Origin of the sequence: Sanguibacter sp. Z1732, assembly GCF_051020515.1 — a bacterium.
In the GTDB taxonomy this organism is placed as follows: Bacteria; Actinomycetota; Actinomycetes; order Actinomycetales; family Beutenbergiaceae; genus CALKWS01.
Map to the genome: position 1 here is coordinate 1906888 of NZ_CP194857.1, position 23690 is coordinate 1930577.

Consider the following 23690-nt stretch of genomic DNA (forward strand, 5'->3'; position numbering starts at 1 on the left):
ACCCACACGCCCGTAACCGCCCACGCGGCGGTAGCGATCGACGATTCGCCGGCCGGACGCCTGCGCTGGGCGCTCAAGACTGCTGGACCATCGTGCTGCAGGAGTTCATGCACCTGGTGCGCCAGCCCTCGACCTTCGCCTGGCAGCTGGGCATGCCGGTGATGATGGTTCTGATGTTCGTGTACGTGTTCGGCTCGGCCATGGACGTCACCGGCCAGGGCGCGGGTGAGGGGTACATCGACTACGCCATGCCCGGGCTGTTCGCGATGACGATGGCGTTCGGGTTCATGAACACCGCCTTCGAGGTCACCCTGAAGAAGGAGAAGGGGTTCATGGACCGGTTCCGCTCGATGCCGATGTCCTCCTCGGCGGTGGTCACCGGGCGCGGGATCGCCGACATCATCCATGCCGCGATCGACCTGACCATCATCGCCGCGCTGGCGTTGATCATCGGGTGGCGCTCCGGTGGCAGCCCCGTCGCGACCCTCGCGGCCTTCGGGCTGCTGCTGTGGCTGCGGCTCGCCCTGATCTTCGTGGGCGTGTTCCTGGGCCTGCGGTTGAAGAACTCCGAAGCGGCCGGGAGCCTGTTCGCGGTGGCCTTCCCGATCGGTTTCATCTCCTCGGTGTTCGCCCCGCCGGAGATGATGCCCGGTTGGCTCGGAGCGATCGCGGCATGGAACCCGGTCTCCTCCACCGCCAACGCGATCCGGGAACTCTTCGCCACCCCCGGGGCGGGGCAGGGGGAGGCCCAGTACTGGATCGACGGCCACGCCCTGGCCGGCGCGGTCGGCTGGCCAGCCCTGCTGATGGTGATCTTCATCCCGTTGGCGATCCGGCAGTTCAAGAACCTGAGCAAATAGCCACCGCGCCCACCGCCCGGAGAAGGGATGCTCCTCGGGCGCGGCCCGCCGCGAGGTGATCGCTCCACGCCATGTCCCCATCCCCGGTCCCCGCGAGCTACCGTGGGCCCGTGTCCACCGCCACCACACCCGGGCAGGGCCGGTCCGCAGCGAGCATCGCCCGAGGCCTGTTGCCGCCGTTGCTCCTGGCCACCGTCACGGTGGTGGGGCTGTGGGCCACCTGGCGCGTCTTCGTGCTGTGGCCCACGGGCCAACTCGTCGACGACGCCGCCTGGCAGGGCAGCCAGTACGGCCGGGACCGCCTCGATGCCCTGGTCGAACCGGTGGTCCGAGTCATCTCCGAACCGTTCCTGGTGCTGGCGGCCCTGGTGGTATTCGGGGTTGCCGCCATGCAGCGGCGCTGGTCGATCGCGATCGCTGCCACCGTGATGCTCGGCGGAGCGAACGTCACCACCCGACTGCTCAAGGAGTACCTGCTCACCCGCCCGGACTTCGGCCTCACCGAACGACCGGTGAACACTCTGCCCTCGGGGCATACCACCGCCGCAGCAACGGTGGCGGCCACGGCACTGCTGATCGCTCCGGCGCGATGGCGTGGCCCCGTCGCACTGGCCGGTGCCGCCTACGCCGGGGCCACCGGGGTCGGCACCCTGGTGCTCGGCTGGCACCGTCCCTCGGACATCGTGGCCGCCTACGCGGTGGCCGCCGTCTGGTACTCCTCTCGTCGAAGCAGCCCGGGGGTTGCGGTTGCGGCCCCTGCCCCGCGGATACGGCGAAGCGCCTGCAGGCAACGCCTCGGCGTGGTTGTGGTTCATTGCCGGAGCGGGGGTACTGGTCGGGATCACCGGCGGTATCCTGACGTTCACCCAGGTCCCCGGGGTCGACTTCTCCGCCCAGGTGCTGGCCTACCTGACTGCGGGGGCCGGCATGATGGGCGTGGCTGCCCTCAGCATGGCGGCGATGTTGGGGATGCGCCCCTATCACCGCCTGGACAGCCCCTGAGCACTGGAGGAAGTGTTGGACCGTTGAGTCTTGCGATCGTTGGTCACCGCGGTGCCATGGCCCATGAGCCGGAGAACAGTCTCGCGTCGTTCGCGCTCGCCGAAGCGGTCGGGGCCGATGAGATCGAGCTGGACGTACGGCTCAGCAGCGACAGAGAACTCGTCCTGGTCCACGATGAGACGTTGGATCGCATTGCCGCCGATGGCGCCGGCCGCGGACTCGGACCGGTGTCGGCACTGACGCTCGCCCAGTTGCAGAGCGTCACACTCGATTCGGGGCGGGGCGTGGTCACGCTGGACGAGATGTACGAGGCGACTCAGGTGCGCATTCAGCTCGAGATCAAAGACCCCGCCGTCACGCCGCACCTGGCGGAGTATTACGCCTCGCGTCCGCAGCACGCGCGCAGAACGATCGTGGCGTCCTTCTGCGCCGATGTGACCCGCGCGGTCGCCGACCTCATCCCGGGTGTCGGCCGGCAGCTCATCACGGAGGCGATCGCCGGTGTCGAGCATCATGATGGTGGTCTGTGGGGCGTGCTCGAGCACGCGAGGGCCACACGTCTGGCATGCGGGTTCGGGGGCGTGACACCGCGACTGGTCGAACAGCTCGGCGCGGCGGGCATCGAGGTGCATCTGTGGCCGGTGCGGACCTTGGACGACATCCGCGAAGCGATCGGCGTCGGGGCGGACGGGGTGACGTCGGACGATCCCGCTCGAGCGATCGCGTGGCGCGAGCAGGTGCTCGCGGAGGGACGGCAGCCCCTCGATTCCCGTCGGTGACACGACGGCCGTGTGCGGTTGCAGCGCAAGGTGTGGTTAGTATGCGCCCAGACGTGGATGTACCCTGCGGGACTGATCTACGATGCTGTGTCGTCGTCGTCCCGGCCGGAGCCGCCACGATCACCAGCTTAGCGCACCGGCCGAACCAGCCGAACGAATAGGCCGAACCGGTCGGGCCTTTGAGCCCCGTCCGTCCGACACCGCCCAGGGCGAAACGCCCGCACTCGAACCCTTCAGGAGCAACCGCGTGACAACCCCCGCACGCAAACTCGTCATCGTCGAGTCCCCCGCCAAGGCTCGCACCATCGCGGGCTACCTGGGCTCGGACTTCGAGGTGGAAGCGAGCGTGGGGCACATCCGCGACCTGCCCCAGCCCTCCGAGCTGCCCGCGGAGATGAAGAAGGGCCCGTACAAGAAGTTCGCGATCAACGTCGAGACGGCTTTGACCCCTACTACGTGGTGGACGGGGACAAGAAGAAGAAGGTCACCGAACTCAAGAAGGCACTCAAGGCGGCCGACGAGCTCTACCTGGCCACCGATGAGGACCGGGAGGGCGAGGCGATCGCCTGGCACCTGCTGGAGGTCCTCAAGCCCAAGGTTCCGGTCAAGCGGATGGTGTTCCACGAGATCACCCGCGAGGCCATCCAGCGCGCCCTGGAGTCCACCAGGGAACTGGACACCCGCCTGGTCGACGCCCAGGAGACGCGCCGGATCCTGGACCGGCTGTACGGCTACGAGATCTCGCCGGTGCTGTGGCGCAAGGTCAGGCAGGGGCTGAGCGCCGGGCGCGTGCAGTCCGTCGCCACCCGGATGGTGGTCGAACGCGAGCGGGAGCGGATGGCGTTCCGCTCGGCCAACTACTGGGACGTGGTCGGGGAGTTCTCCGCCGCCCCGAGCGTGCAGGCCAAGAACGTCGACGGCGACTCCGGCGCCGTGTTCAAGGCTCGCCTGGTGGCCCTGGACGGCTCGCGCGTGGCTACCGGCAAGGACTTCGGTGACGACGGGGTACTGCGTACCGCCTCGGCGGTGCACCTGGATGCCGAGGCCGCCCACGCCCTGGTGGAGGGCCTGGCCCCGGCGAGTTTCGCCGTCCGCCGCGTCGAGGAGAAGCCCTACAAGCGCCGGCCGGCCGCGCCGTTCACCACCTCCACGCTGCAGCAGGAGGCCTCGCGCAAGTTGCGGATGAACTCCCGGGCAGCCATGCGCACCGCGCAGGCGCTGTACGAGAACGGCTACATCACCTACATGCGGACCGACTCCTCGGCGCTGTCCGGTCAGGCGATCAACGCCGCCCGGCGCCAGGCCGCCGAACTCTACGGCGCCGAGTACGTGCCGGATTCCCCACGGGTCTACGCCGGGTCCAAGGGGGCCCAGGAAGCGCACGAGGCGATCCGCCCCGCCGGGGACTCCTTCCGGACCCCCGCCCAGGTGGCCCCGGAAACTCTCCGGGGAGCAGTTCCGGCTCTACGAGTTGATCTGGAAGCGCACCGTGGCCTCCCAGATGGCCGATGCCACCGGTTCCACCGCGACGATCCGGCTCGGCGCGTCGTCGTCGACCGGTCAGGACGCCGAGTTCTCCGCATCCGGCACCGTGATCACCTTCCGCGGCTTCCTGGCCGCTTACGAGGAGGGGCGCGACGCCGCGCGCTACGACGAGTCCCGGGACTCCGGCACCGATCGCCTCCCCCAGGTCGCGAGCGGGGACGGGGTGCAGGTGCACGACCTGCTCGCCGACGGGCACGACACCAGCCCGCCACCGCGGTATACCGAGGCGAGCCTGGTCAAGGCGATGGAGGAGCGCGGCATCGGCCGTCCCTCCACCTACGCCGCCACCATCTCGGTCATCACCGACCGCGGCTACGTGCTGCGGCGCGGGCAGGCGCTGGTGCCCAGTTGGCTGGCGTTCTCGGTGGTGCGACTGTTGGAGACCCACTTCGGGCGCCTGATCGACTACGACTTCACCGCCGGGATGGAATCGGACCTGGACCGGATCGCCGCCGGGCAGGAGGACCGGGTGGACTGGCTCACCGGGTTCTACTTCGGCCGGGGTGACGTCGAGGGACTGCAGGCCCTGGTGGCCGACCTCGGCGACATCGACGCCCGGGAGATCAACTCCATCGACATCGGTGACGGGATCACGCTGCGGGTGGGCCGGTACGGGCCCTACCTGGAGTACAGCGGCACCGGCGCGAACGGTGCGGCCGGCGCCGGCGATACCTCGGTCGGTGCCGATGAGGCCAAGCCGACCCGGGCCAGCGTGCCCGACGACGTGGCTCCGGATGAACTGACCGTGGCCAAGGCCCGGGAACTGCTGGAAACCGCCTCCGACGGCGACCGGGAACTGGGTACCCACCCCGAGACGGGCCGGTCGATCGTGGCCAAATCCGGGCGCTTCGGTCCCTACGTCACCGAGGTGCTGCCCGAGGAGGAAGCGGGTAAGACCAAGGGCGGTAAGAAGGTCAAGCCCCGGACTGCGTCGTTGTTCAAGGACATGGACCTGTCCACGATCGACCTGGACACTGCGGTGCGGCTGCTGTCCCTACCGCGGCTGGTGGGCACCGACCCGGAGTCGGAGGAGGAGATCTGGGCGCAGAACGGCCGGTACGGGCCGTACCTGAAGAAGGGCACCGACTCCCGCTCCCTGGAGAACGAGTACCAGCTCTTCGATCTGACGTTGGACCAGGCGCTGGAGATCTACGCCCAGCCGAAGCGGCGGGGCAGGGCCGCGGCGGCACCGCTGCGGGAACTGGGGGAGGACCCGGTCTCGGGTAAGCCGGTGGTGGTCAAGGACGGCCGGTTCGGTCCGTACGTGACCGATGGCAGCACCAATGCCACGCTGCGCAAGGACGATCAGGTGGAGTCGATCACCGCCGAGCGCGGCTATGAACTCCTCGCCGAGAAGCGGGCGAAGGGCCCGGCTCGCAAGCCGGCGGCGAAGAAGCCCGCTGCCAAGAAACCGGCCGCGAAGAAGTCCGCTGCCAAGAAACCGGCCGCGAAGAAGCCCACTGCCAAGAAGCCGGCCGCGAAGAAGTCGAGCGCCGGCACCACGAAGTAATCCCAGGAGGTCAACGTGGACCATGACGTGCCCGACCCGGCGCAGGCGCCGCCATTGGCGTGGGGGATCCTCGGCGCCGGCAATATCGCGCGGCGGTTCGCCACCGAGATCCCCGCCCATACCGCCGGAACGGTGGTGGCGGTGGGCTCGCGCAGTCAGGAGCGGGCCGATGACTTCGCCGCGACCTTCGACATCCCGGGGGCCCACGGTGATTACGAGTCGCTGGTGGCCGATGAGCGTGTGCAGGCGGTCTACATCGCCTCGCCGCACTCGGAGCACCGGGACCACGCACTGCTGGCGCTGGCGGCGGGCAAACCGGTGCTGGTGGAGAAGGCGTTCACCCGCAGCGCGGCGGAGGCCCGCGAGGTGTTCGCCGCGGCGGATGCGGCCGGGTTGTTCGCGATGGAGGCGATGTGGTCCCGGTTCCTGCCGCACATGGCCGCCCTGGACCGGGTACTGCGCTCCGGTGAGATCGGGCAGGTGGTCACCCTCACCGCGCACCACGGGCAGTGGCTGGATGTGGCACCGTCGCACCGGCTGAAGAACCCCGACCTTGCCGGCGGTGCCGTGCTCGACCTTGGCGTCTACCCGATCTCCTTCGCCCATCAGGTACTCGGCAGCCCCGAGACCGTGACCGCAGTCGGTCACCTGGCCGAGACCGGGGTGGACGCCACCGAGGCCGTAGTGCTCACCTACCCCGGTGTGGTGGCGTCGCTGACTACCACGATGCTGGCCGGGACCCGCAACGACGCGGTGATCTCCGGCACCGCCGGCCGCATCGAGATCGCCCCGACGTTCTTCGGATCCAGCACGCTGACCATCCACTCCACCGACGGCGCGGTCCGCACGATCGAGCCGCCGGCGAGCGCCGGTTTCGCTTACCAGGCCGCCGAGACGGCCCGGTGCCTCGAGGCCGGACTGACCCAGTCCCCGGTACTGCCGTGGGAGGAGACGCTGGCGGTGATGCGCACGATGGACGAGGTACGCCGCCAACTCGGCGTGGTGCTGCCCGGGGAGGGTGCCGCCCCTTGAGCCACCGCACTAGGGCGCCCGGTGGTGGGCCGGCCGCGGACGCTGGTCGAGGGTTACCGAGGCCGGGCGGGCGGGTGGGCGGGGCCGGATACCCTGAGCACTGTGAGTGGACTGTTCATCTCCTTCGAAGGCGGCGACGGTGCCGGCAAGAGCACCCAGGTTCGCCTGCTGGCGCAATGGCTGCGCGAGGAGTTCGGGCGCGAGGTGGTGACCACCCGTGAACCGGGCGGCACCGAACTGGGCCGGACGCTGCGCAACGAACTGTTGCACGGCCAGGACATCGATGCCCGGACCGAGGCGCTGCTCTTCGCGGCCGACCGGGCCCATCACGCCCTCACCCTGATCCGGCGGCGCTGGCCCGTGGTGCGGTGGTGCTGACCGACCGGTACCTGGACTCCTCCGTCGCCTACCAGGCGGCCGGGCGCGAACTCGCCGCCGAGGACGTCGAACGGCTCTCCCGGTGGGGCACCAACGGCTTGATGCCGGCCCTGACGGTGTTGCTGGACCTCCCCACCGAGCAACTGGTGCAGCGGCTGGGAGAACAGGCCGCCGACCGGATGGAACGGGCGGGGATGGAGTTCCACCGCCGCACCCGCCAGGCGTTCCTGGACCGGGCCGCAGCCGAGCCGCAGCGATGGTTGGTGCTCGATGCCGCCGGGAGCAGGGAGGAGATCGCCCAGCAGGTGCGTGCAGCGGTGGAGCCACTGCTGTCCGACGACGCCGCAGGGGGCACCCATCCGAGTGCGCAGGGAGGCCGACGGTGAGCGTCTGGGAGTCCCTGGTCGGCCAGGAGCAGGCCGTCCAGGTACTGCGCGAGGCCGCCGAGCGGCCGGCGGCGATGACGCATGCGTGGCTGATCACCGGACCACCTGGCTCAGGACGGTCGGTGGCCGCGCGTGCCTTCGCCGCCGCGCTGCAGGCCGGGGCCGACGCCTCGGCGCAGGAGGACTCGGCGCGCACCGCTCTGGCCGGGACGCACCCGGACGTGACCGTGCTGGCCACCGAGAAGGTGGTCATCACCGTGGCCGAGGCACGTGGACTGGTCTCACTCGCTCAGCGGGCTCCCTCCCAGGGACGCTGGCGGGTGATTGTCGTCGAGGACGCCGACCGGATGGGCGAGCAGACCGGCAACGTGCTGCTCAAGGCGATCGAGGAACCGCCGCCCCGCACCGTCTGGGTGCTGTGTGCGCCGAGTCCGCAGGATGTGCTGGTGACGATCCGATCGCGGTGCCGTCTGGTGAACCTGCGGGTACCACCGCCCCAGGCGGTGGCCGATCTGCTGGTGCGCCGGGACGGGGTGGACCCGGACCTTGCGCTGGCCTGCGCCCACGAGGCACAGAGCCACGTCGGAGTGGCGCGCCGCCTCGCCACCCACGCCCCGGCACGGGAGTTCCGAGGCACCGTGTTGCAGATCGCCTCCGGGATCCGCGGGGTGGGTGACGCCGTGCTGGCCGCCGGCCGGCTTGTGGACTCGGCCACCGAGCAGTCCAAGGAGGCGACCACCGAGCGAGATGAACGCGAGAAGGCCGAACTGCTACGCAGCCTGGGCGCCGAGGGCGGCGGCCCCGTCCCGCCGGCGCTCCGGCCGCAACTGCGGCAGCTGGAGGAGGAGCAGAAGCGGCGCGCACGCAGAGCGTTGCTGGACGTGCTCGACCGGGCGTTGGTGGACCTGTTGTCCTTCTACCGCGATGTGCTGGTGGCGCAGGTGGGCTCCGATGTCGCCCTGGTCAATGCCTCCTCGGGTGACGCGGTGCAGCAGGTCGCCCGGGCCAGCACCCCGGAGGTGACGCTGCGCCGGATGGATGCGATCGGACTGGCCCGCACCCGCATCAGCGCCAACGCCGCGCCCCTGCTGGCCATCGAGGCGATGGCCGTGGCGCTGCGTCCACAAGCCGAGGCGCACGCGCACTGAGCCCTGTGCGTGTCCAGGTGCGCGGCGCCGGAGCGGGCGTGGTGGTGCGCCGGGACCGCAGGAGCTTTGTAGGCTCGGTTGGTGCTGTCGTCCCCTTCCCGTCGCATCGGCCTGATCTCGCTGTTGGCGGGGGCGCTGCTCCTGGCCGCGTGCGCTCCGGCACCGATGCTGCAACCGCCGGACGCCGCCACGCCCGAGGCTCCCCCGGAAGGCGGTGCGAATGGCCTGCAGGAGTACTACGACCAGGACCTGGACTGGACCGACTGCGGGGACCGGCACCGGTGCACCCGCGTGCAGGTACCGATGGACTACGACGACCCGGACGGGGACACCATCGAGTTGGCCGTGAAGGTCGCTGAGGCGCTGGGCACCAGTGAGGGCGCACTCTTCGTCAACCCGGGCGGGCCGGGCAGTTCGGGCCTGGAGTTCCTGGACAGCGTCGACGCGATGTTCTCCGGGCCCATCCTGCAGCGGTTCGACGTCGTCGGGTTCGATCCCCGGGGGGTGGGGGAGTCCGATGCGGTCCGTTGCCTGGATTCCGAGGGGCTCGATTCGTACTACGGCTCGTTCTTCGAGGTGACCACCGACGCCGGTTGGGAGGACTTCGTCGCCACCGAGACCGACTACGGGCAGGAGTGCCTGGAGAACACCGGGGACCTGCTCGGGTTCGTCGACACCGTCAGCGCCGCGCAGGATCTGGACGTGCTTCGCGCCGTGATGGGGGAGGACTCCATGACCTACCTGGGGTATTCCTACGGCACCTTCCTCGGTGCCACCTATGCCGAGCACTTCCCCGACCGGGTGCACCGGTTGGTGCTCGACGGGGCGATGAACCCGGCGTTGGACTACGCCGAGATCGCGGGCGGGCAGGTGCTGGGATTCGACCGCGCCTACCGATCCTTCGTCACCGACTGTCAGGCGGGCCCGGACTGCCCCTGCCCCTCGAGGGCCGCGTGGACGAGGCGATCGCCGAGACAGTGGATCTGCTCACCACGTTGCGTGATGATCCGATGCCCGCCACAGACCCGGACCGCCCGGTCACCGACGCCGACCTGATCAACACCATCGTGCTGGCGCTGTACAACGTGGACTCCTGGCCGGTGCTCAGTGAGGCATTGACGATGCTGATCTACCAGGACGACGCCAGCCAGGTCCGGTTCATCTCCGACCTCGCCCTGGAGCGGGAGGACGACGGGACCTACCCCGAGGACCAGGGGGCGTTCCGGGCGATCAACTGCCTGGACTTCCCGGTGGAACTGGACCGGGACGAGATCACCGCCGACGCCGAGGCGTTGGAGGAGGTCTCCGAGGTGTTCGGCCCCTACTTCGGCTACGGCGAGGTCGGGTGTTCCACGATGCCGTTCGAGGCCACCGGCACCCGCGCTCCGATCGCGGCGGCCGGTGCCCCGCCGATCCTGGTGATCGGGACCACCCGCGATCCGGCGACACCGCATGAGTGGTCCGAGGCGCTCGCCGAGCAGCTGGAATCGGGGGTACTGCTGAGTTATGACGGCGATGGTCACGGCGCCTACGGCGGGCACAACTCCTGTGTGCACGAGGCCGTGGATGCCTACCTGCTCGAGGGGCAGGTGCCCGAGGACGGGACGCAGTGCTGAGTTGCTCGGCGCGTCTGCGCCGAGCAAGCACGAGAGCCGACGACGGCGTACCCGGCTGCCGTTTTGAACGGTGCCAGTCACGCCAGGTACAGTAGGCGGGCTGCCCCGGCGCCCACGTGGCCCCGGTGTGCTGGCCGCCTTAGCTCAGTCGGCAGAGCGATTCACTCGTAATGAATAGGTCGTGGGTTCGATTCCCACAGGCGGCTCCGAACGGCCCTCTGACCAGGTAGAACGCCTGGTTGGAGGGCTTTTTCGTGGTCCGGGGGAGGTGTCAAGGGACAGCGGGACCTCCTCGTGGGCGGACAGGAGACCTCCCTGTGGGCGGACAGTTCATCTCCCTGTCCGCGGACAGCTGATCTCCCTGTGGGGGTCAGTTCAAGGGGACCACCCCGCGTCCGGCGGTGGCCTCGGCGAGGCGTAGTGAGGTGCCCTCGGTGATGATGACGTGGGCGTGGTGCAGGAGCCGGTCGACGGCGGCGGTGGCCAGGGTCTTGGGCATGATGGTGTCGAAGCCGGCGGGGTGGATGTTGCTCGTGACGGCCAGGCTGCGGCGTTCGTAGGTGGCGTCGACGAGGCGGTAGAAGGCCTCGGCGGCGGCCTGCCCACTAGGGAGCATGCCGATGTCGTCGACGACGATGAGCTCGGCGCGGGTGATGCGGCTGATGATCTTGGCGACCGAGCCGTCGACGGCTGCCCTGCCGATCGCGGCGGTGAGGGACTCCAGGGTGAACCACGAGACGCGCATGCCGGCATCGATCACCTTGTGGGCCAGTGCCTCAACGAAGTGCGTCTTGCCCGTCCCAGACGGTCCGGAGATGGCGAGGTTCTCGGCGCGGTGGACCCACTCCAGAGTCGCTAGCGCCGACTGCGTCGGGACCGGGATGGAGGAGTCGTCCTCGCGCCAAGACTCGAACCTCTTCCCGGCGGGGAGCCCGGCGGCCTTGCGTCGCATGGCCCGGGTGGCCTCGTCACGGCCGCGGGCCTCCTCGGCGAGCAGGACGCGCAGTACCTCGGTGGGGTCCCAGCGCTGGGCTTTGGCCGTCGCGAGGACCTCGGGGGCGGCGGCGCGCAGGTAGGGCATGCGCATGCGCTTGAGGACGGCGGTGAGGTCCTCGGGCAGCGGCGGCACCGCCGGCATTGTCGTTGTCGTGGTGGTGGTCATCGGGTGGTCTCCTTGCTGCTCGTGAAGCCGGCCCAGGTGGCGGTGCCGGGCTGGGCGGAGTGCGTTTCGTCGGCCATGACGAGGTCACCGGTGGCGGCAGCGGTTGCCTGATGGGCGACGATGGCTGTGAGGTCCTCCTCACCGAAGCGCCCCGCGGCCGCAGCTGCCGTCAGGGCCGCCGCGACAGCCGGGGTGCCGACCAGAGCGGCGAGCTCGACCGCGGCGGCCATCTTGGCCCGGATGCGTGTCGCTCCGGCGGCCGAGGCCGCGATCAGCCAGTCGCGGGCCCCGTCGCCCAGGGCGAGGAAGTCGCGCTCGGCGGCGCTGCGGGCCCGCGGCTGGGGCGGGCGCGGGGCACCGGTGGGGTCCTGGGGATGGTCGGGGTAGTGGGCCAGGTCGATCCGCGGATTGCCCGGAGTCGAGAGCCGGTGGCGGGCCACCTCGATCAGGCCGCGCCGCTCACCGGCCCACTCGGGACGGCGGGGCAGGGCGTCGAGGTCGGCGACCAGGACGAGCTCAGTGCCGGCGACGCGGACCCAGACCTCGGCGCCGACCAGGCCCGGCGGGGTGGAGTAGCGCACCGAGCCGTAGCGCACCGTCTGATCAGTGTTCACCGTCCTGGTCTCGCCCAGCACCAGCGTGTGCGGGGCGGCCGGCAGCGCATGAAAGCCGCCGGCGCTCCTCGACCAGCGCCTCGGCCGGGATCCGCGCGGACTCGCGGTGGACGCGGCCGTTGACCTTGGCGCAGAACTCCTCACACGCGCTCTCCAGCTCGGCGAACGAGCCGTACTCGGGGCGCAGGTTGGCCTCGGTGGGCACCACGTCGGCCTTCGCCAGCCGCACGGTGGACTCCGTGCCGCCCTTACTCTCAGGGTCGAAGGGGACACAGGTGTGGACCTGGGTGCCGTAGTGCCGCCCCGCCGCAACGATCTGCGGGTGACGCACCGCCACGCCGGCGACGTGGTCGATGCTCACCGTCCTGGCGTTATCGGTCAGCACATAGGTCGGCACCCCGCCGATCCGTCGCAGCGTGGCGTCCAGGCAGGCGATCAGCGTGGGCAGGGTCTGGTCCCATACCGGGATCACCACGCGGAAGCGTGACCAGGCCAGCCACGCGCAGAACAGCAACGTGCGCCGCAGCGTCCCGTCCGGACCCGGGACCCGCGGTCCTTCGCCCCAATCGAACTGCAACCACAGGCCCGGCTCGGTGATCCACGGCCGATAGGTGCGCCGGTTCCCCACCCGCCACGCCGCCTTCGCCTCCGCGACGGCCCGGCGCGTGGTGCGCTCGGTGCCGGTGAACCCCATCGCCACGAGGCGGCCGTGGACGACGTCGGCGCGGACCTTGCCCGCACTGCGCTCGACCCACTCCTCGATCTTCGGCAGGTGCTCGTCGATCATCCGTGGGCGCCGTGAGGGCCCAGTCACCGGGCGGCCAGCGTCGCGGGCAGCGACATAGCGCCGCACAGTCTTGGCATCCACCCCGGCCAACTGCGCGGCCGAGTGCGCACTCTCTGTGGCATCGAACGCTTCGAGAATCTCCATGAACGCCTCTGGCCGCGCGGCGGCCGCCCCGGAGGATGAAAATCGTCCTGCGGCCCGTCCGGGTGACGTCGTAGGAGATTGGTGCCTTTGAGCCTGCGCATGAACGGGACGCTGGGGCCACAACAGGGATCCCGGATTGTTGCTTCGAGCACGCGACTGATCGTCTTCGCAGCCTGTGGCCCTCCCGGACGGCGCTTGCAGTGCCGTAGGAACCGGAGGAGAGGTTAGTCATGGACACGTTGGTCGAGCGGTGCGCAGGCATCGACATCGGTAAGGCGGATGTGAAGGTGTGCATCCGGGTGCCTGGCAAGCGAGCCGGCACTCATAGGAAGGAAGTCCGAACCTTTGCGACCATGACAGGGTCGCTGCTCGAACTGCGCCAGTGGCTCATTGACGAGCGCATCAGCCTCGTCGGGATGGAATCCACCGGGGACTATTGGCGTCCGGTGTACTACCTACTGGAAGAGGTCGTGGAGTGCTGGCTGGTCAACCCTCAGCACATCAAGGCCGTCCCCGGCCGCAAGAGCGACGTATCCGACGCTGCCTGGATCGCCCAGCTCGTTGAGTACGGCCTGGTTCGCCCTAGCTTTGTGCCGCCGCCACCGATCCGCCAACTGCGCGATCTGACGCGCTATCGCGCTTCACTGATTCACGACCGCACTCGGCAGGTACAACGGCTCCACAACGTGCTGGAGGACGCCGGCATCAAGCTCTCGCTGGTCGCCACCGACATCCTGGGCGTCTCGGGTCGAGCGATGATCGGCGCACTGATCGATGGAGAGCGCGACCCTCATCGCCTCGCCGACATGGCGTTGGGGAAGCTGCGCAAGAAGAACGCTGCCTTGATCGAAGCTCTGACGGGCCGGTTCGGGGACCATCACGCCACCTTGTGCCAGATGATGCTGGAACAGATCGAGCACATCGACACCGCCATCAGACGCCTCGATACCGCGATTGATACGGCGATCGAGCCGTATCGTCAGATTCAGCAGCGCTTGATCACCATTCCCGGAGTTGCCAAGCGAGCCTCTGAAGTCATCATCGCCGAAACCGGCGGAGACATGAGTAGGTTCGCCACACCGGGGCATCTTTCATCTTGGGCGGGTCTGTGCCCGGGGAACACAACGAGTCCGCCGGGAAGCACCGCTCAGGACGAACCCGCAGCGGTAACGCCTGGCTGTGTGGCATGCTCGGGGACTGCGCGACCGCGGCCGCTCGCAGCAAGAACACTTACCTCGCCGAGCGTCACCGCCGAATCCAACGTCGCCGTGGCCGTAAGCGCGCCAAGGTCGCGATCTCACGCAGCATCCTGGAGTCCTGCTGGTGGGTCGTGAAGCACGACGTCGACTACCAAGACCTCGGCCCCGAGCATTTCATCACCCGAACACCAAACCCGGCCAGGCGAGCGCACCGCATCATCACTGAGCTCAGAGTCCTCGGCTACGACGTTCAGGTGGGCCCGATGGTTGCTGCCAGAGCCGCGCAACCCGCGTAGCCCACCCACCTATTTTCGACTGATCTCCCTGTCACACTTCTTCATGCGTCCCTCCGGTGGAACCTGCTCAAGGTGTCGAGAACCTCGAGCAAACCCCGGAGGGACGCCTTCATCGGGACCGACACGGGCCGATCCCACGGGCCACAGACAGGGAGATCAGCTGTCCGTCAGCAGGGAAGTTCGTGTCCGCCAACAGGGAGGTTGGCATGTCCGCTAGCAATCCCGCCGCGTTGCCGCTGAGACCACCAGATGCCTGCGGGTGATCCGGCGCGCGAAAGGCTCTGCGTAGGGCAACACCACCACTGTCTCCAAGCCTCCTGCCGCAGCCTGCGTCACCGGCTCTGCGCTGATGTGCTCAGGATGCTCGTGCGGGGCAGCCGAGAAGTCCGGTAGCAGAGCCGAGAGCCACAATGAATACCTCTCCATGTCCACGCCGTCGCGGCCGTGCTCATGGGCCCACTGCGGAGGCAGCGACGGGCTCAGCGGCTGTCCGGGCCTGGCAATCTCTGCGACAGTGCGCTCGTCCGGAGGACTACCGGCTCTGTCCTCGACCCTGTACCAATCCCAGGCACGCTGCCATGCGCGCGACCACCTGGACGACCATTCCTGCTGGCTGGCGGTCTCGGGCATCTGGGAGTGCCCGGGCTCCGGGGCTGGCTCCAGCTCAGGCACGGACTCGTCGACGGCGATGCCCCAGGCATGCCGCACATAGAGCAGCATCAGGAAATGCTGCGGACGCTCGTCGACCTTGAGCGTCGTCTCCGCCGGCCACTGCGTCACCGTCCGGCGGGCGTTGGCGTAGCCGCCGCCGTGCTCGCGCTGATACATGCGCGCCCGTTGCTTGATCTCGCGGTCTCTGGTCATGGCAATCCCTCCGTTCGCACCCGCGCTGCGAGGTAGAGAGGCGATCAGATCATCTTTCGTGCGATTCATCGAACCTTGCCTCGTGCACCCGGTGCGCGGGCCAGGTGGGGGAGGACAGGCCAGCACGGCGGCCTGATCCGACCCTATGCCAACTGACGACGAGGTCAATGACGGTGCTGGGGCTAGCGGCGCACGCCAGGAACCGACTGGCGGACCGGGCAGAACACCGCCATCACCCCTCACCAGTCGGTGCACCGATCGCTCAGTTCCGAGGTCTTCATGTGCCATCCTTTCACCGCGTGACTCCTCGACAACCGGTGCACCGCCATTGCCGACGCCGGCAGGCTGGTGCCGGTCTGCAAAATGTCGAAGAACGCAACTCATCGGGTCTTGCCGTGTCGTTGTGCTTCCTCGATCAGGTGCGTCGCGCTCTGCTGCATTGCGATTTCGCTGCGGTTCCGTCGCAGGCCGTCGAGCCAGTCGGGGACATGAGCGTTGGTCTGCCGGATGACCAGGATCTGGTCCTGTACCGCGCGGCAGTCGGCGATGGTGATCGGGTCGTCGCGTCGGAGGGTCTGTTCCCAGAGGCCGTGGACCTTCGTCTCGACGTTGGACTTGGAGTCGCTGCTTTCGCGGTTGCTGCGGATCATCTCGATGAGTTCGCGGGCAGGTCCGAGCAGCGGCATGGCGAGTGCAACTAAAGCGTCGGCGGCGGTGAGATTCCCAACGAGGGCGACCGTCACCCCGACGAGGACGAGAGCGACGAGGAGGCCGGTGATGGTGGCGGCGTAGAGGCGATGGATCGACGCTCCCCAGCCCAAGTTGCTGCGTTGACAGATGAGGATGTCAAGAGGTCGAGCAACTGTGCTTGCGTCTGGATACCAGTCCTTGGTTCGACCGCCTCGGTATCGACTGGCGGCCTCGGCGATGAGCGTGGGAGACGGATGCTCGGCCGCCAACGCATTCCAGGGCATGTCGAACACGAAGGTGTCGAACTCCTCCTGTACGAAGGCCGCCTGTTTTCGGCACCTCTTCTCGCGCGCGCCGCCGAGTACGGACCAGAGGAAGGTGACCGTGCCGCCGACGGCTCCGACGACGACTCTGCCCTGCGGGACGGCAAGCGCCACGACAACAGTGACCAGGGCCAGCGCGGCGACGGTGAGGACGCGCGTGTCATGAACTCGCTTGGCGTCGGTGTAGAGCCGTGACTGTGCGGCGAGGAGGCGCTGCGCGTGCTCGGTGTTCTGCAGTGCGGAGATCGTGCGCTGGGTGCTGTCGTTCATCGCGCCGGACCCTACGTGTCGCAGTACGGGAAGTCGCTGCCCCAGATGGCCTGCAACGCCTGGTTCATGTCGTAGCGGTCGTTGGCGAGCCAGGCAGAGTGCGCATTGTCGATGTCCTTCTTGAACTTCCGTAGGTGGGTCATCGCTGATGTGCGGGACGACTCGCTGGAGCAGGCGCTGATCCGCGAGACAAGCCGTGCCGGGTCGTTCATGGCGGGCAGTCCTTGGTTGACCAGGGTCGTGACGATGGACCGGATCGCGGTAAAGGGAAAGACACGGTCGTTATTCTTGCCGAACTCGGCGGCCCGCATCTCCAGGTAGAACGAGGAGACCGAGACGCCGTGGTTGTACTTCCATGCCTTCAGGAGGCGGGCAGTGACGCGGATGTCGCCAGTGTGCTTGCGGTCGAGGTCGGCGACGATCTTATTGTGCGCCTTTGGGGCCGCTTCCCGCCAGCCGCCACCCGGAGCCGGAATCAGGAGGACGCGATTCTCGTCGGTGCTGCCGCGCTCGTAGTAGGCAGGTGTGATCTCGTAGTAGGGGAGGAGACCGGGAAACTTGAGGGTGACGGTTGGGCGACTCACGGTCACCGTTGCTTCCCAGAGTTCACGCTTCAGCAGGTCTCGGAGGTTGTTGAGGACGGTGCTGGAGGACCCCGGTCGGTCTTCATAGTGGATGCGGGCGATGTAATCGACGTCGCTGTATGGCATCACGGCCGTGCCGTGTTGGAACGAACCGCTCTGGAAAAAGCCCATCAGCCGGTGATGTTCAGCGATCACTTCACGTACTCGCTCGCGGTAACGGCGGACCTCGGCCCTGTGCGACTCGGTCGGAGCACGCGAGGCAAGGTAGCGGTCGAAGCCTTCCCAGAAGGCTGTCACGAAATCACCGCACTTGTGTCGGACTCGGATGTTGCTGATCCACCCTATGGCCGGGTACCGACACCACGAGAGGGGTTCCCTCCTTCTCCACCCTGTGACCCTCGACAACCGTGCGCCAGCGCCGGCACCGCCGTGTCGCACCCCAGCCCTACGCTGGATCCCATGCCAGATCTTTCGCCGACCTCGATCGCCGTCGCCAGCGCCATCACCCATTACCGTGAGCTTCGTGAACTGAGTCGCGACGAGCTGTCCTCACTCCTGCGGCGCACCGGCCACGAGCTCGACGTCGACGGCGTGCGCGCTGTCGAGGACGGCATCAGCACGGCTACGGTCGACGATCTGACAGCGATCGCGCACGCACTCGGCATTACTCCCGCTGATCTGCTGTCGCACGTGCCCGTCGACCAGCCGGTGCCGGAAGGTCCGATCGCCACCGGGGTGCCCGACGACGTGCCCCTGGCCGAGTACAGGGCATGGCTGACCGGCAGCACCGCACTGGACTGCGACTCCAGGCTCCAGTGGCACCAGCAGCTCATCAGCGACCTGCGGATCCGCAGCACCCACGTCGAGGACCAATTGGGCGGTGCCCGTGAGGAACTCAGCGACCTCGGAGTGCTGGCGATCCGCGAGGCCGACATGCCCCCGGTCCAGCGGCTCAACGAGCGTGTCCGCACCGGCGAGCACGAACTCGTCGACGTGGACCTCGCGCTGGCGCTGGCCGAGCAGCGCCTGGCGGACCTGCAGAGTGCTGGTCGCTGTGTGACGTCCTACTCTGCAGACGGGGAGCCACGGCGTTAGAACCCTCACTCAGCAGGGTGCGTCGGGCTTCGGATCAGGCTCTGATGGGAACGCCTCTACCCAGATAGTCTTCCCTGGTGGCGGAGGTTTGAAGACAGCGTAGTCATCTCCCGGCGGCTTGCCTTCGTTGAGAGCGGTCGAGACGGCATGTTGGACATGCTCACTGTCCCAGCGACCCCCAGCAGCGGGTGCTGACCACATCCCGACCAGACGGCCGGAAGTGACCATGCCACTGGGGAGATCTCCGGTTTCGTAGGTCCAACTGGGCAGTCCCAGGCCGAGCTCATCATCGAAGCCTCGCACGAAGGCCACGCTCGTCCGTGCCAGCCGTATGACGTCGGCGTGGTAGGCCCAGCCGGCGATCAGGCGTTCCTTGCGCGTGGCCGTGTTCTGTCGTCCCTCGTCGGCATGGACCAGATCGCCGTAGAGCCAAGCCTCTGCTACTTGCTTGGAGGACCAACTGCGCGTGGGTTCCGACCCGTCGACCTTCGACATCGCGAGGAAGTAGGTGTGCGCCTGTTCTGATGCTGTGGCCCAGCCATCAGCCAGATCTATCACCGCGTCGCAGTACTCATCAGCCCTATCAGGATCGCTACTGCGTATGAGGCGGCGGAGGGCCTTGAGCCCGGTTCTGTAGTGGCAGCGATCCTCCAGGAAGATGGGACGAGCCCGTGCTGCCAACGCATCGAGTTCCAACTCGAGTGGGAGCATGTGCACGAACTGGGTGACGCCCTCCTCGTCGGTGGTGATGCCCATCATCTTCGACCGGCGAAGCAGCTCCTTGTTCGAGGCCGCCGGAACCGCCAAGACGCGACCACATCGGTAAGCGAACTCAGCAACGCGCTCCTCGAGGCTTGGGCCAGATGGGCGCGATGGCGAGACTGTTTCGTCAGCCATCGACGACGACCCCACTGCGGCCCTCACCGAACTTCAGAGGCACGAACACGCCATCGCTAAGGAGCATGCCTGGCGGACGGTGGATCGTGCCTTGAGGTGAGGTCGTGACCGGGAAGCGCAGGCCCACCACGTGCTTTCCCAGGATCCTCTGAGACGTAGGCCCGATCAGTATGCCCGGGTAGGGGGCCATCCCTTCCACTGTCTTCTCTCCGAAGTGACGGTAGGCAGCGGTGTGGAAGATCGCACCGTGGGTGATCGCCAGCATCCACGCTTCCGCTAACAGGACCGGTGAGTCGGCCCTGAGCAGTGTGCGTTCGTATCCGTGGGGCTCTTGGCCCTTCGGGCTGGGAGGGCGCGAGATGTACTCCAGGACGATCGTGTCGAACACGTCGAGGGAGGATGGCCCTGCCAGATGTGACAGGGGCATGCTCCCGTCCGCGTTCGGCGGTTTGGTGGCAATGGTGAGCCGCAGCTTGTCTTCCGGGCGCGCAGTGATGCCGTGCTTGATCTTGTTGTTTGCTGCGTTGAGGTCGATTTGGCCCGTCATCACTATCTCGCTGGCCCGCACGATCCAGTCCAGAGCAGTTGAAGTGCCCTCCTTCATGTCCTCGTCGAGGGTCGTTCCGGCAGGTACCGGGATCAGCAGCCCTGCGGCGATGGGGAAGAACTCCTCCGACTCGACGTGCGGGCGCAACTGCTCGACCAGGTCATGCAGTCGAGTCGGGCTTCTGATCAGGTTCATCCACAGGCTCTGCGGCGAGGCGCTGTTGCGTTGTCTCAGACGAGCGTCAATCAACCGAAGAAGCGCTTCCGCCACTTGGTGCCGGAACTGGATCGCGTCCACAGCAACCTGGATGGTGCGCTGACCGGCGGTTATGGGGCTGCGGGAGTGTGCAGCCTCACCGGCAAGCTGCTGGAAGCGTGCGCGCAGCGAACCCTCTTTTACGGTCCGTGCCTCTGCCACGTCTGCCTCGTCCAGCAGACCCTCCAACTTCGACCGGAAATAGGCCATCGGGTCACTCATCAGATACTCGTCATCGAGTTTCCGGCACTCATCAGCGTTCAACTCGGGGCCAGCCGGAGTCGGGTACAAGGTTGATCCTCTCCCATGGTGGGCTGCTCATGGCGCGAGCACACTCGATATCTACACCACTCCACTGACAGCTGGCACCTGCGCCGAGCCGGCCACTTACTCTGGCCGGGTCGGCCGAGCGTTCGGGTCTGGTACCTGGACGCCAGATCTGTGGACTCACCTCTCCCATCGCTCCGATCTACGTAGGATGCTGTCATGGCATGCACGGTGTGCGGACTTGGTGGGCATAACAGCCGCACCTGTCCGGGTGAGCATCCGATCTGCCCGAACTGCGGCAGGCCGACCGCGAACATGAACGACTACTCCGAGCGGCACGACAGCGGGTACTGCTCCCCGTTCACTTCCCCACACTGCTGGGGAGAGCCGCTGTGACGCTTGTGTGCCCGGCGTGCGAGGAGGTTGTCGACGACGAGGCTGACTGGGACGACTAGTTCCAGGTGTAGAACTCCTGCTTCGAGGGCAGCGGTAGCCCTATTTACTGCTGCGGCGTCATGTACGAAGGTGGCGAGAGCAACTGCAGGAGTTGCGGCGACCCACTCTGATCGTCGCCTCCGGGACGGCCCAACTGACAAGCCTTCTCTCCGACACGCCCTACGCACCCTTTGGCGCTGTCACGCACCGTCCATACACTCGGTCGCGAACGAGGGCACGCTCTCGTTTCCCGCGCAGCAACCGTTAGTAACGGCAGGCGTCGGGTGACAGCACCCAAGAACTAGGCCAGGTAGGTAGCGCTCCTGGCCCGTGCGCCGCGGCTTGGCAAACCAGCGCACGAACATCCGTGCAGCCGTCGGTGTAGCGCCCGGCGGAGGCCGACGGTGAAGCCCGCCCGTCGGTTGCAGAGGGCCCGACCACTGCATGCACGGAGCAACACCATGAAAGACGCTACTTCCTCCGCTGTCGGCGCGCTGCCGCCGCCACAGGCCGCCGAGTACCTCGGTGTCGCCAACGCCACCTTGAAGACCTGGCGCTGCCGGGGCTTCGGACCGGTCTACGCGAAGATCGGACGGTCCGTCGTCTACCGGGTCTCGGATCTGGACGACTATCTCGAGGACCACCTGGTCAACAAGCCCCGGACCACCCGGAGCGCAGCATGAGCCGGGCGACCAACGCGCGGCTGGAGCCGGGCCAGCACTCCATCGATCGCGTCCAGCCGCGCAAGAAGGGAAGTACCTGGTACATCACCTGGACGATCGCACTGCCCGACGGCCGCCGACTGCAGCGCACCCACCAGGGCGCGTCGAAGGGTGAGGCTCGTCGCCGTGCCCGTGCCGCGGCTGATGAGCTGCTGACCTCCGGCTACGGGTCCCCTGGAAGAGCACCGACGAGCTGGCCGCCTACATCGACAAGGTCAGCAAACCCGCCATCGACGAGGCCGAGCTGCGACCGGCCTCCCGGGACCGCTACCACCTGGCCCTGAGGCTGCTGCTGGGCCAGTGCCGCCGCGAGGATCACAAGCATCGTGACAGCCTCAAAGGCCACACCATCGCCTCCGGCACCCGCGTGCGAGCACTGGAGGACTGCCTGCGGGAGATCGCCAGGCTCCACGGTGCCGAGTCGGCTCACCAGGCCCGCAGCGTCCTGTCGAAGTACGTCCTCGATCAACTGGTCCGCGACGAGTTGATCCCCGGCTCGCCGATCGCCGGACGGCGGCTGGGGCTGCGATCCCAGAGTGACTGGCAGCAGTCCGCCGAGGCGCTGACCCACAGCCAGTGGAGCGCTGTGCTGGAGCACCTGCTGGCACTCGATCCGGCCGAGGGGATCACCGCCCCGCGTCGTGGCCGCTGGACCTTCGAGGACAGGGTCGCAGTCCGCCGCGCAACACCATCGACCTGGCGCTGCTGCAGGTGGTCACGGGCCTGCGCGTCAACGAGGCGACCTCGCTGCGCTGGTACGACCTGCAGATCATCGACGACCAGCTCTACGTCACCGTCCGCCCGCAGGTCTCCAAGACCCACCGCGGCCGTCGGGTGCCGCTGCTCGACGCCCGTGTGGCCGACCGGATCCTGCAGCGCCGGCACGATGACTCGGCCGACGAGGACTTCGTCATCGGCTCCCCGGCCGTGCCGACGAAGCAGTGGGACTCAGCACAGAGAGTCAAGGCCACAGCGACGCTCTACATCGAGCTGGCCGAGGCTCTCGGCATCGAGTTGCTGCAGACGGCTCGTTCGCACGTCTGGCGCGCTACGCTGAACTCAATGCTGCTGGGCCAGGTGCCGGAGGTTCAGCGCGCCGGGTTCTTCGGCCACACCGAGGAAGTCAACCGCGGTCACTACACCGACGTCAGCGACACCTCGGCGATGGTGGAAGCCGTCCAGAGCCTCAATGCCGACCTGAGTTCAAACCTTGGTTCAAAGTCGGCAACTTCGGGCAACCTCGAGAGCCCTGCAGAGCCCTGACAGCCGCGACGGTGCGCCCGTGACCTGCGAAAACACCCTTCTGACCTGCATCTTCGCTATTGACCGCTCTGGAATGAATAGGTCGTGGGTTCGATTCCCACAGGCGGCTCCCACATTCACCCCGGCCCGCGCAAGCGTGATCGGTCATCGCGAACATCGCGAGCCGGCGCGCCAGAGGTCCTGAACCCGCACCTTTCGCTGCGGTACTGAGGGCCCGTGGAGGGCGACCCCTTGGGGCCGATACCGGGATATCGTGAAGTGTGTCCTCCACTGAGCCTCCGCAGCGGGCGGCCGACGACCCGAAGCCTCGCCGGGCCGAGGACGTTGTCGACCGCGCACCTGAGGAAGCGAGGGAAATCGCGGCGGTGACCTTGGGCAAGGCCACCGAAGCCGAGATCGACGAAGTTCAAGGACGGTGGGAGAAGTGGCTGGGCTGGCCGGTGCTGATCGCCGCCATTGCCTCGGTGCCGGCGGTCTTTCTTACCCTGTTGGACGAGCCCTTCGAGATGATCGGCCACGTCGGGCTGTGGCTGGCCACAGTGGTCCTGGTCGTCGAAACGGTGGTGTTCTTCCTCCTCTCGCCGAAGAAGATCGCCTGGGTGCGCCGGAACTGGTGGCTGATAGGCCTGACATTTGCCGCGATCCTGGCGGTGGTCTTCAGCATCGGCCCCATGCAGTTGTTCCGGGTAGGGCGCAGCGTGGGCGCCTTGCGCGTGATGCGAGGCAAGCAGGTGGCCAAAGCCGGTGAGTCCCTGGCCAAGAAGGGACAGTCCCGGCGGCGCCAACTGCTGGGCAAGGTCCTGGCTACCGTCGTCGTGGGGGCGTTCGTCGTCCTGGCCCTCGCGGTTCCCGAGTCCGAGGCCCGGAGCACACTTGAGGATTTCGTGGGTGAGGACGGTGTTCCCGTGGCCGCCGCGGCGGCGGCCGGCGTGCTCACCATGACGGCGATGTACTTCCTGGTACGCAGCCCACGGTCGAAGGAAGAGGATGAGGGCCACGAGGCAGGGTAGGTGGGCGTCC

The 23690-nt window shown here is 67.8% G+C and carries 18 protein-coding genes, 1 tRNA gene and 4 pseudogenes; 16 read left to right on the plus strand and 7 right to left on the minus strand.

Going from position 1 to position 23690, the window contains the following annotated elements:
• The first annotated feature begins 92 nt into the window (after positions 1-92).
• The 11 genes and pseudogenes from ACRRRO_RS10215 to ACRRRO_RS10265 all read left to right on the plus strand — a co-directional run bounded on the left by ACRRRO_RS10215 (position 93) and on the right by ACRRRO_RS10265 (position 10462).
• On the plus strand, positions 93-860 hold the full coding sequence (locus tag ACRRRO_RS10215) for an ABC transporter permease (protein WP_434081486.1): 768 nt from the start codon (positions 93-95) through the stop codon (positions 858-860).
• Between the two features lie 428 nt (positions 861-1288).
• Positions 1289-1561: pseudogene (locus ACRRRO_RS10220) on the plus strand (phosphatase PAP2 family protein); the annotation flags it as partial.
• A gap of 40 nt (positions 1562-1601) precedes the next feature.
• On the plus strand, positions 1602-1862 hold the full coding sequence (locus tag ACRRRO_RS10225; RefSeq protein ID WP_434081637.1) for a hypothetical protein: 261 nt from the start codon (positions 1602-1604) through the stop codon (positions 1860-1862).
• 23 nt (positions 1863-1885) lie between these two features.
• A complete protein-coding gene (locus ACRRRO_RS10230) occupies positions 1886-2641 on the plus strand; it encodes a glycerophosphodiester phosphodiesterase (RefSeq protein WP_424786738.1) in 756 nt (251 codons plus the stop codon).
• A 247-nt stretch (positions 2642-2888) separates the two neighbouring features.
• Positions 2889-5696: pseudogene (topA, locus tag ACRRRO_RS10235) on the plus strand (type I DNA topoisomerase).
• A 15-nt stretch (positions 5697-5711) separates the two neighbouring features.
• A complete protein-coding gene (locus ACRRRO_RS10240; protein WP_424795213.1) occupies positions 5712-6728 on the plus strand; it encodes a Gfo/Idh/MocA family protein in 1017 nt (338 codons plus the stop codon).
• 102 nt (positions 6729-6830) lie between these two features.
• Positions 6831-7492: pseudogene (tmk, locus tag ACRRRO_RS10245) on the plus strand (dTMP kinase).
• Positions 7489-8640, plus strand: a complete 1152-nt coding sequence (locus tag ACRRRO_RS10250; protein WP_424786735.1) for a DNA polymerase III subunit delta' — start codon at positions 7489-7491, stop codon at positions 8638-8640. Before tmk ends, ACRRRO_RS10250 begins: the two are co-directional and overlap by 4 nt.
• 81 nt (positions 8641-8721) lie before the next feature.
• The gene (locus ACRRRO_RS10255) at positions 8722-9696 is read left to right on the plus strand and encodes an alpha/beta fold hydrolase (protein ID WP_434081487.1); all 975 of its coding nucleotides are present in this window, start codon (positions 8722-8724) and stop codon (positions 9694-9696) included.
• Positions 9651-10256 carry an alpha/beta hydrolase gene (locus ACRRRO_RS10260; RefSeq protein ID WP_434081488.1) on the plus strand — a complete coding sequence of 202 codons (606 nt, stop codon included), beginning with the start codon at positions 9651-9653 and terminating at the stop codon, positions 10254-10256. Before ACRRRO_RS10255 ends, ACRRRO_RS10260 begins: the two co-directional genes overlap by 46 nt.
• 133 nt (positions 10257-10389) lie before the next feature.
• Positions 10390-10462 (plus strand) — tRNA-Thr (locus ACRRRO_RS10265).
• Positions 10463-10626: 164 nt separating this feature from the next.
• Here ACRRRO_RS10265 and istB read toward each other — a convergent pair.
• Complete coding sequence (gene istB, locus ACRRRO_RS10270) at positions 10627-11418, minus strand: IS21-like element helper ATPase IstB (protein ID WP_424795211.1); 792 nt, start codon at positions 11416-11418, stop codon at positions 10627-10629.
• Positions 11415-12963, minus strand: a pseudogene (gene istA, locus ACRRRO_RS10275) (IS21 family transposase). The gene istB and the pseudogene istA overlap by 4 nt, the downstream one beginning before the upstream one ends.
• A gap of 230 nt (positions 12964-13193) precedes the next feature.
• Here istA and ACRRRO_RS10280 point away from each other — a divergent pair.
• On the plus strand, positions 13194-14297 hold the full coding sequence (locus ACRRRO_RS10280) for an IS110 family transposase (RefSeq protein ID WP_434081489.1): 1104 nt from the start codon (positions 13194-13196) through the stop codon (positions 14295-14297).
• Between the two features lie 374 nt (positions 14298-14671).
• Here the strand turns inward: ACRRRO_RS10280 and ACRRRO_RS10285 are convergent, their stop codons facing one another.
• From ACRRRO_RS10285 to ACRRRO_RS10295, 3 genes are all read right to left on the minus strand, one after another.
• Positions 14672-15391 carry a hypothetical protein gene (locus tag ACRRRO_RS10285; RefSeq protein ID WP_424795208.1) on the minus strand — a complete coding sequence of 240 codons (720 nt, stop codon included), beginning with the start codon at positions 15389-15391 and terminating at the stop codon, positions 14672-14674.
• A gap of 311 nt (positions 15392-15702) precedes the next feature.
• Positions 15703-16605 (minus strand): S-4TM family putative pore-forming effector, encoded by a 903-nt coding sequence (locus tag ACRRRO_RS10290; RefSeq protein ID WP_424795207.1) that lies wholly within the window; start codon positions 16603-16605, stop codon positions 15703-15705.
• An 11-nt stretch (positions 16606-16616) separates the two neighbouring features.
• A complete protein-coding gene (locus ACRRRO_RS10295; RefSeq protein ID WP_424795206.1) occupies positions 16617-17486 on the minus strand; it encodes an SMODS domain-containing nucleotidyltransferase in 870 nt (289 codons plus the stop codon).
• A gap of 162 nt (positions 17487-17648) precedes the next feature.
• Between ACRRRO_RS10295 and ACRRRO_RS10300 the strand changes: the two genes are divergently transcribed.
• Positions 17649-18284: a helix-turn-helix domain-containing protein gene (locus ACRRRO_RS10300; RefSeq protein WP_424795205.1), complete on the plus strand. Its 636-nt coding sequence runs from the start codon at positions 17649-17651 to the stop codon at positions 18282-18284.
• Positions 18285-18293: 9 nt separating this feature from the next.
• Here ACRRRO_RS10300 and ACRRRO_RS10305 read toward each other — a convergent pair whose 3' ends face one another.
• The gene (locus ACRRRO_RS10305; RefSeq protein WP_424795204.1) at positions 18294-19181 is read right to left on the minus strand and encodes a hypothetical protein; all 888 of its coding nucleotides are present in this window, start codon (positions 19179-19181) and stop codon (positions 18294-18296) included.
• Positions 19174-20247 (minus strand): hypothetical protein, encoded by a 1074-nt coding sequence (locus tag ACRRRO_RS10310; RefSeq protein ID WP_434081490.1) that lies wholly within the window; start codon positions 20245-20247, stop codon positions 19174-19176. The genes ACRRRO_RS10305 and ACRRRO_RS10310 overlap by 8 nt, the downstream gene beginning before the upstream one ends.
• Before the next feature lie 899 nt (positions 20248-21146).
• On the opposite strand from ACRRRO_RS10310, the gene ACRRRO_RS10315 reads away from it, so the two are divergent.
• The 3 genes from ACRRRO_RS10315 (at position 21147) to ACRRRO_RS10325 (ending at position 23680) form a co-directional block, all read left to right on the plus strand.
• Entirely contained in the window at positions 21147-21368 is a 222-nt protein-coding gene (locus tag ACRRRO_RS10315) for a helix-turn-helix transcriptional regulator (RefSeq protein WP_424795202.1), read from the plus strand.
• A 750-nt stretch (positions 21369-22118) separates the two neighbouring features.
• On the plus strand, positions 22119-22670 hold the full coding sequence (locus ACRRRO_RS10320; protein WP_434081491.1) for a site-specific integrase: 552 nt from the start codon (positions 22119-22121) through the stop codon (positions 22668-22670).
• A 260-nt stretch (positions 22671-22930) separates the two neighbouring features.
• Positions 22931-23680: a hypothetical protein gene (locus ACRRRO_RS10325; RefSeq protein ID WP_434081492.1), complete on the plus strand. Its 750-nt coding sequence runs from the start codon at positions 22931-22933 to the stop codon at positions 23678-23680.
• Positions 23681-23690: the final 10 nt, after the last annotated feature.

Bases quoted from the DNA above. Each gene is read 5' to 3' on its own strand.
- ACRRRO_RS10260 (WP_434081488.1), top strand. From the start codon at position 9,651: ATGCCCGCCACAGACCCGGACCGCCCGGTCACCGACGCCGACCTGATC.
- istB (WP_424795211.1), bottom strand. From the start codon at position 11,418: ATGACCACCACCACGACAACGACAATGCCGGCGGTGCCGCCGCTGCCC.
- ACRRRO_RS10280 (WP_434081489.1), top strand. From the start codon at position 13,194: ATGGACACGTTGGTCGAGCGGTGCGCAGGCATCGACATCGGTAAGGCG.
- ACRRRO_RS10285 (WP_424795208.1), bottom strand. From the start codon at position 15,391: ATGAATCGCACGAAAGATGATCTGATCGCCTCTCTACCTCGCAGCGCG.
- ACRRRO_RS10290 (WP_424795207.1), bottom strand. From the start codon at position 16,605: ATGAACGACAGCACCCAGCGCACGATCTCCGCACTGCAGAACACCGAG.
- ACRRRO_RS10300 (WP_424795205.1), top strand. From the start codon at position 17,649: ATGCCAGATCTTTCGCCGACCTCGATCGCCGTCGCCAGCGCCATCACC.
- ACRRRO_RS10305 (WP_424795204.1), bottom strand. From the start codon at position 19,181: ATGGCTGACGAAACAGTCTCGCCATCGCGCCCATCTGGCCCAAGCCTC.
- ACRRRO_RS10315 (WP_424795202.1), top strand. From the start codon at position 21,147: ATGAAAGACGCTACTTCCTCCGCTGTCGGCGCGCTGCCGCCGCCACAG.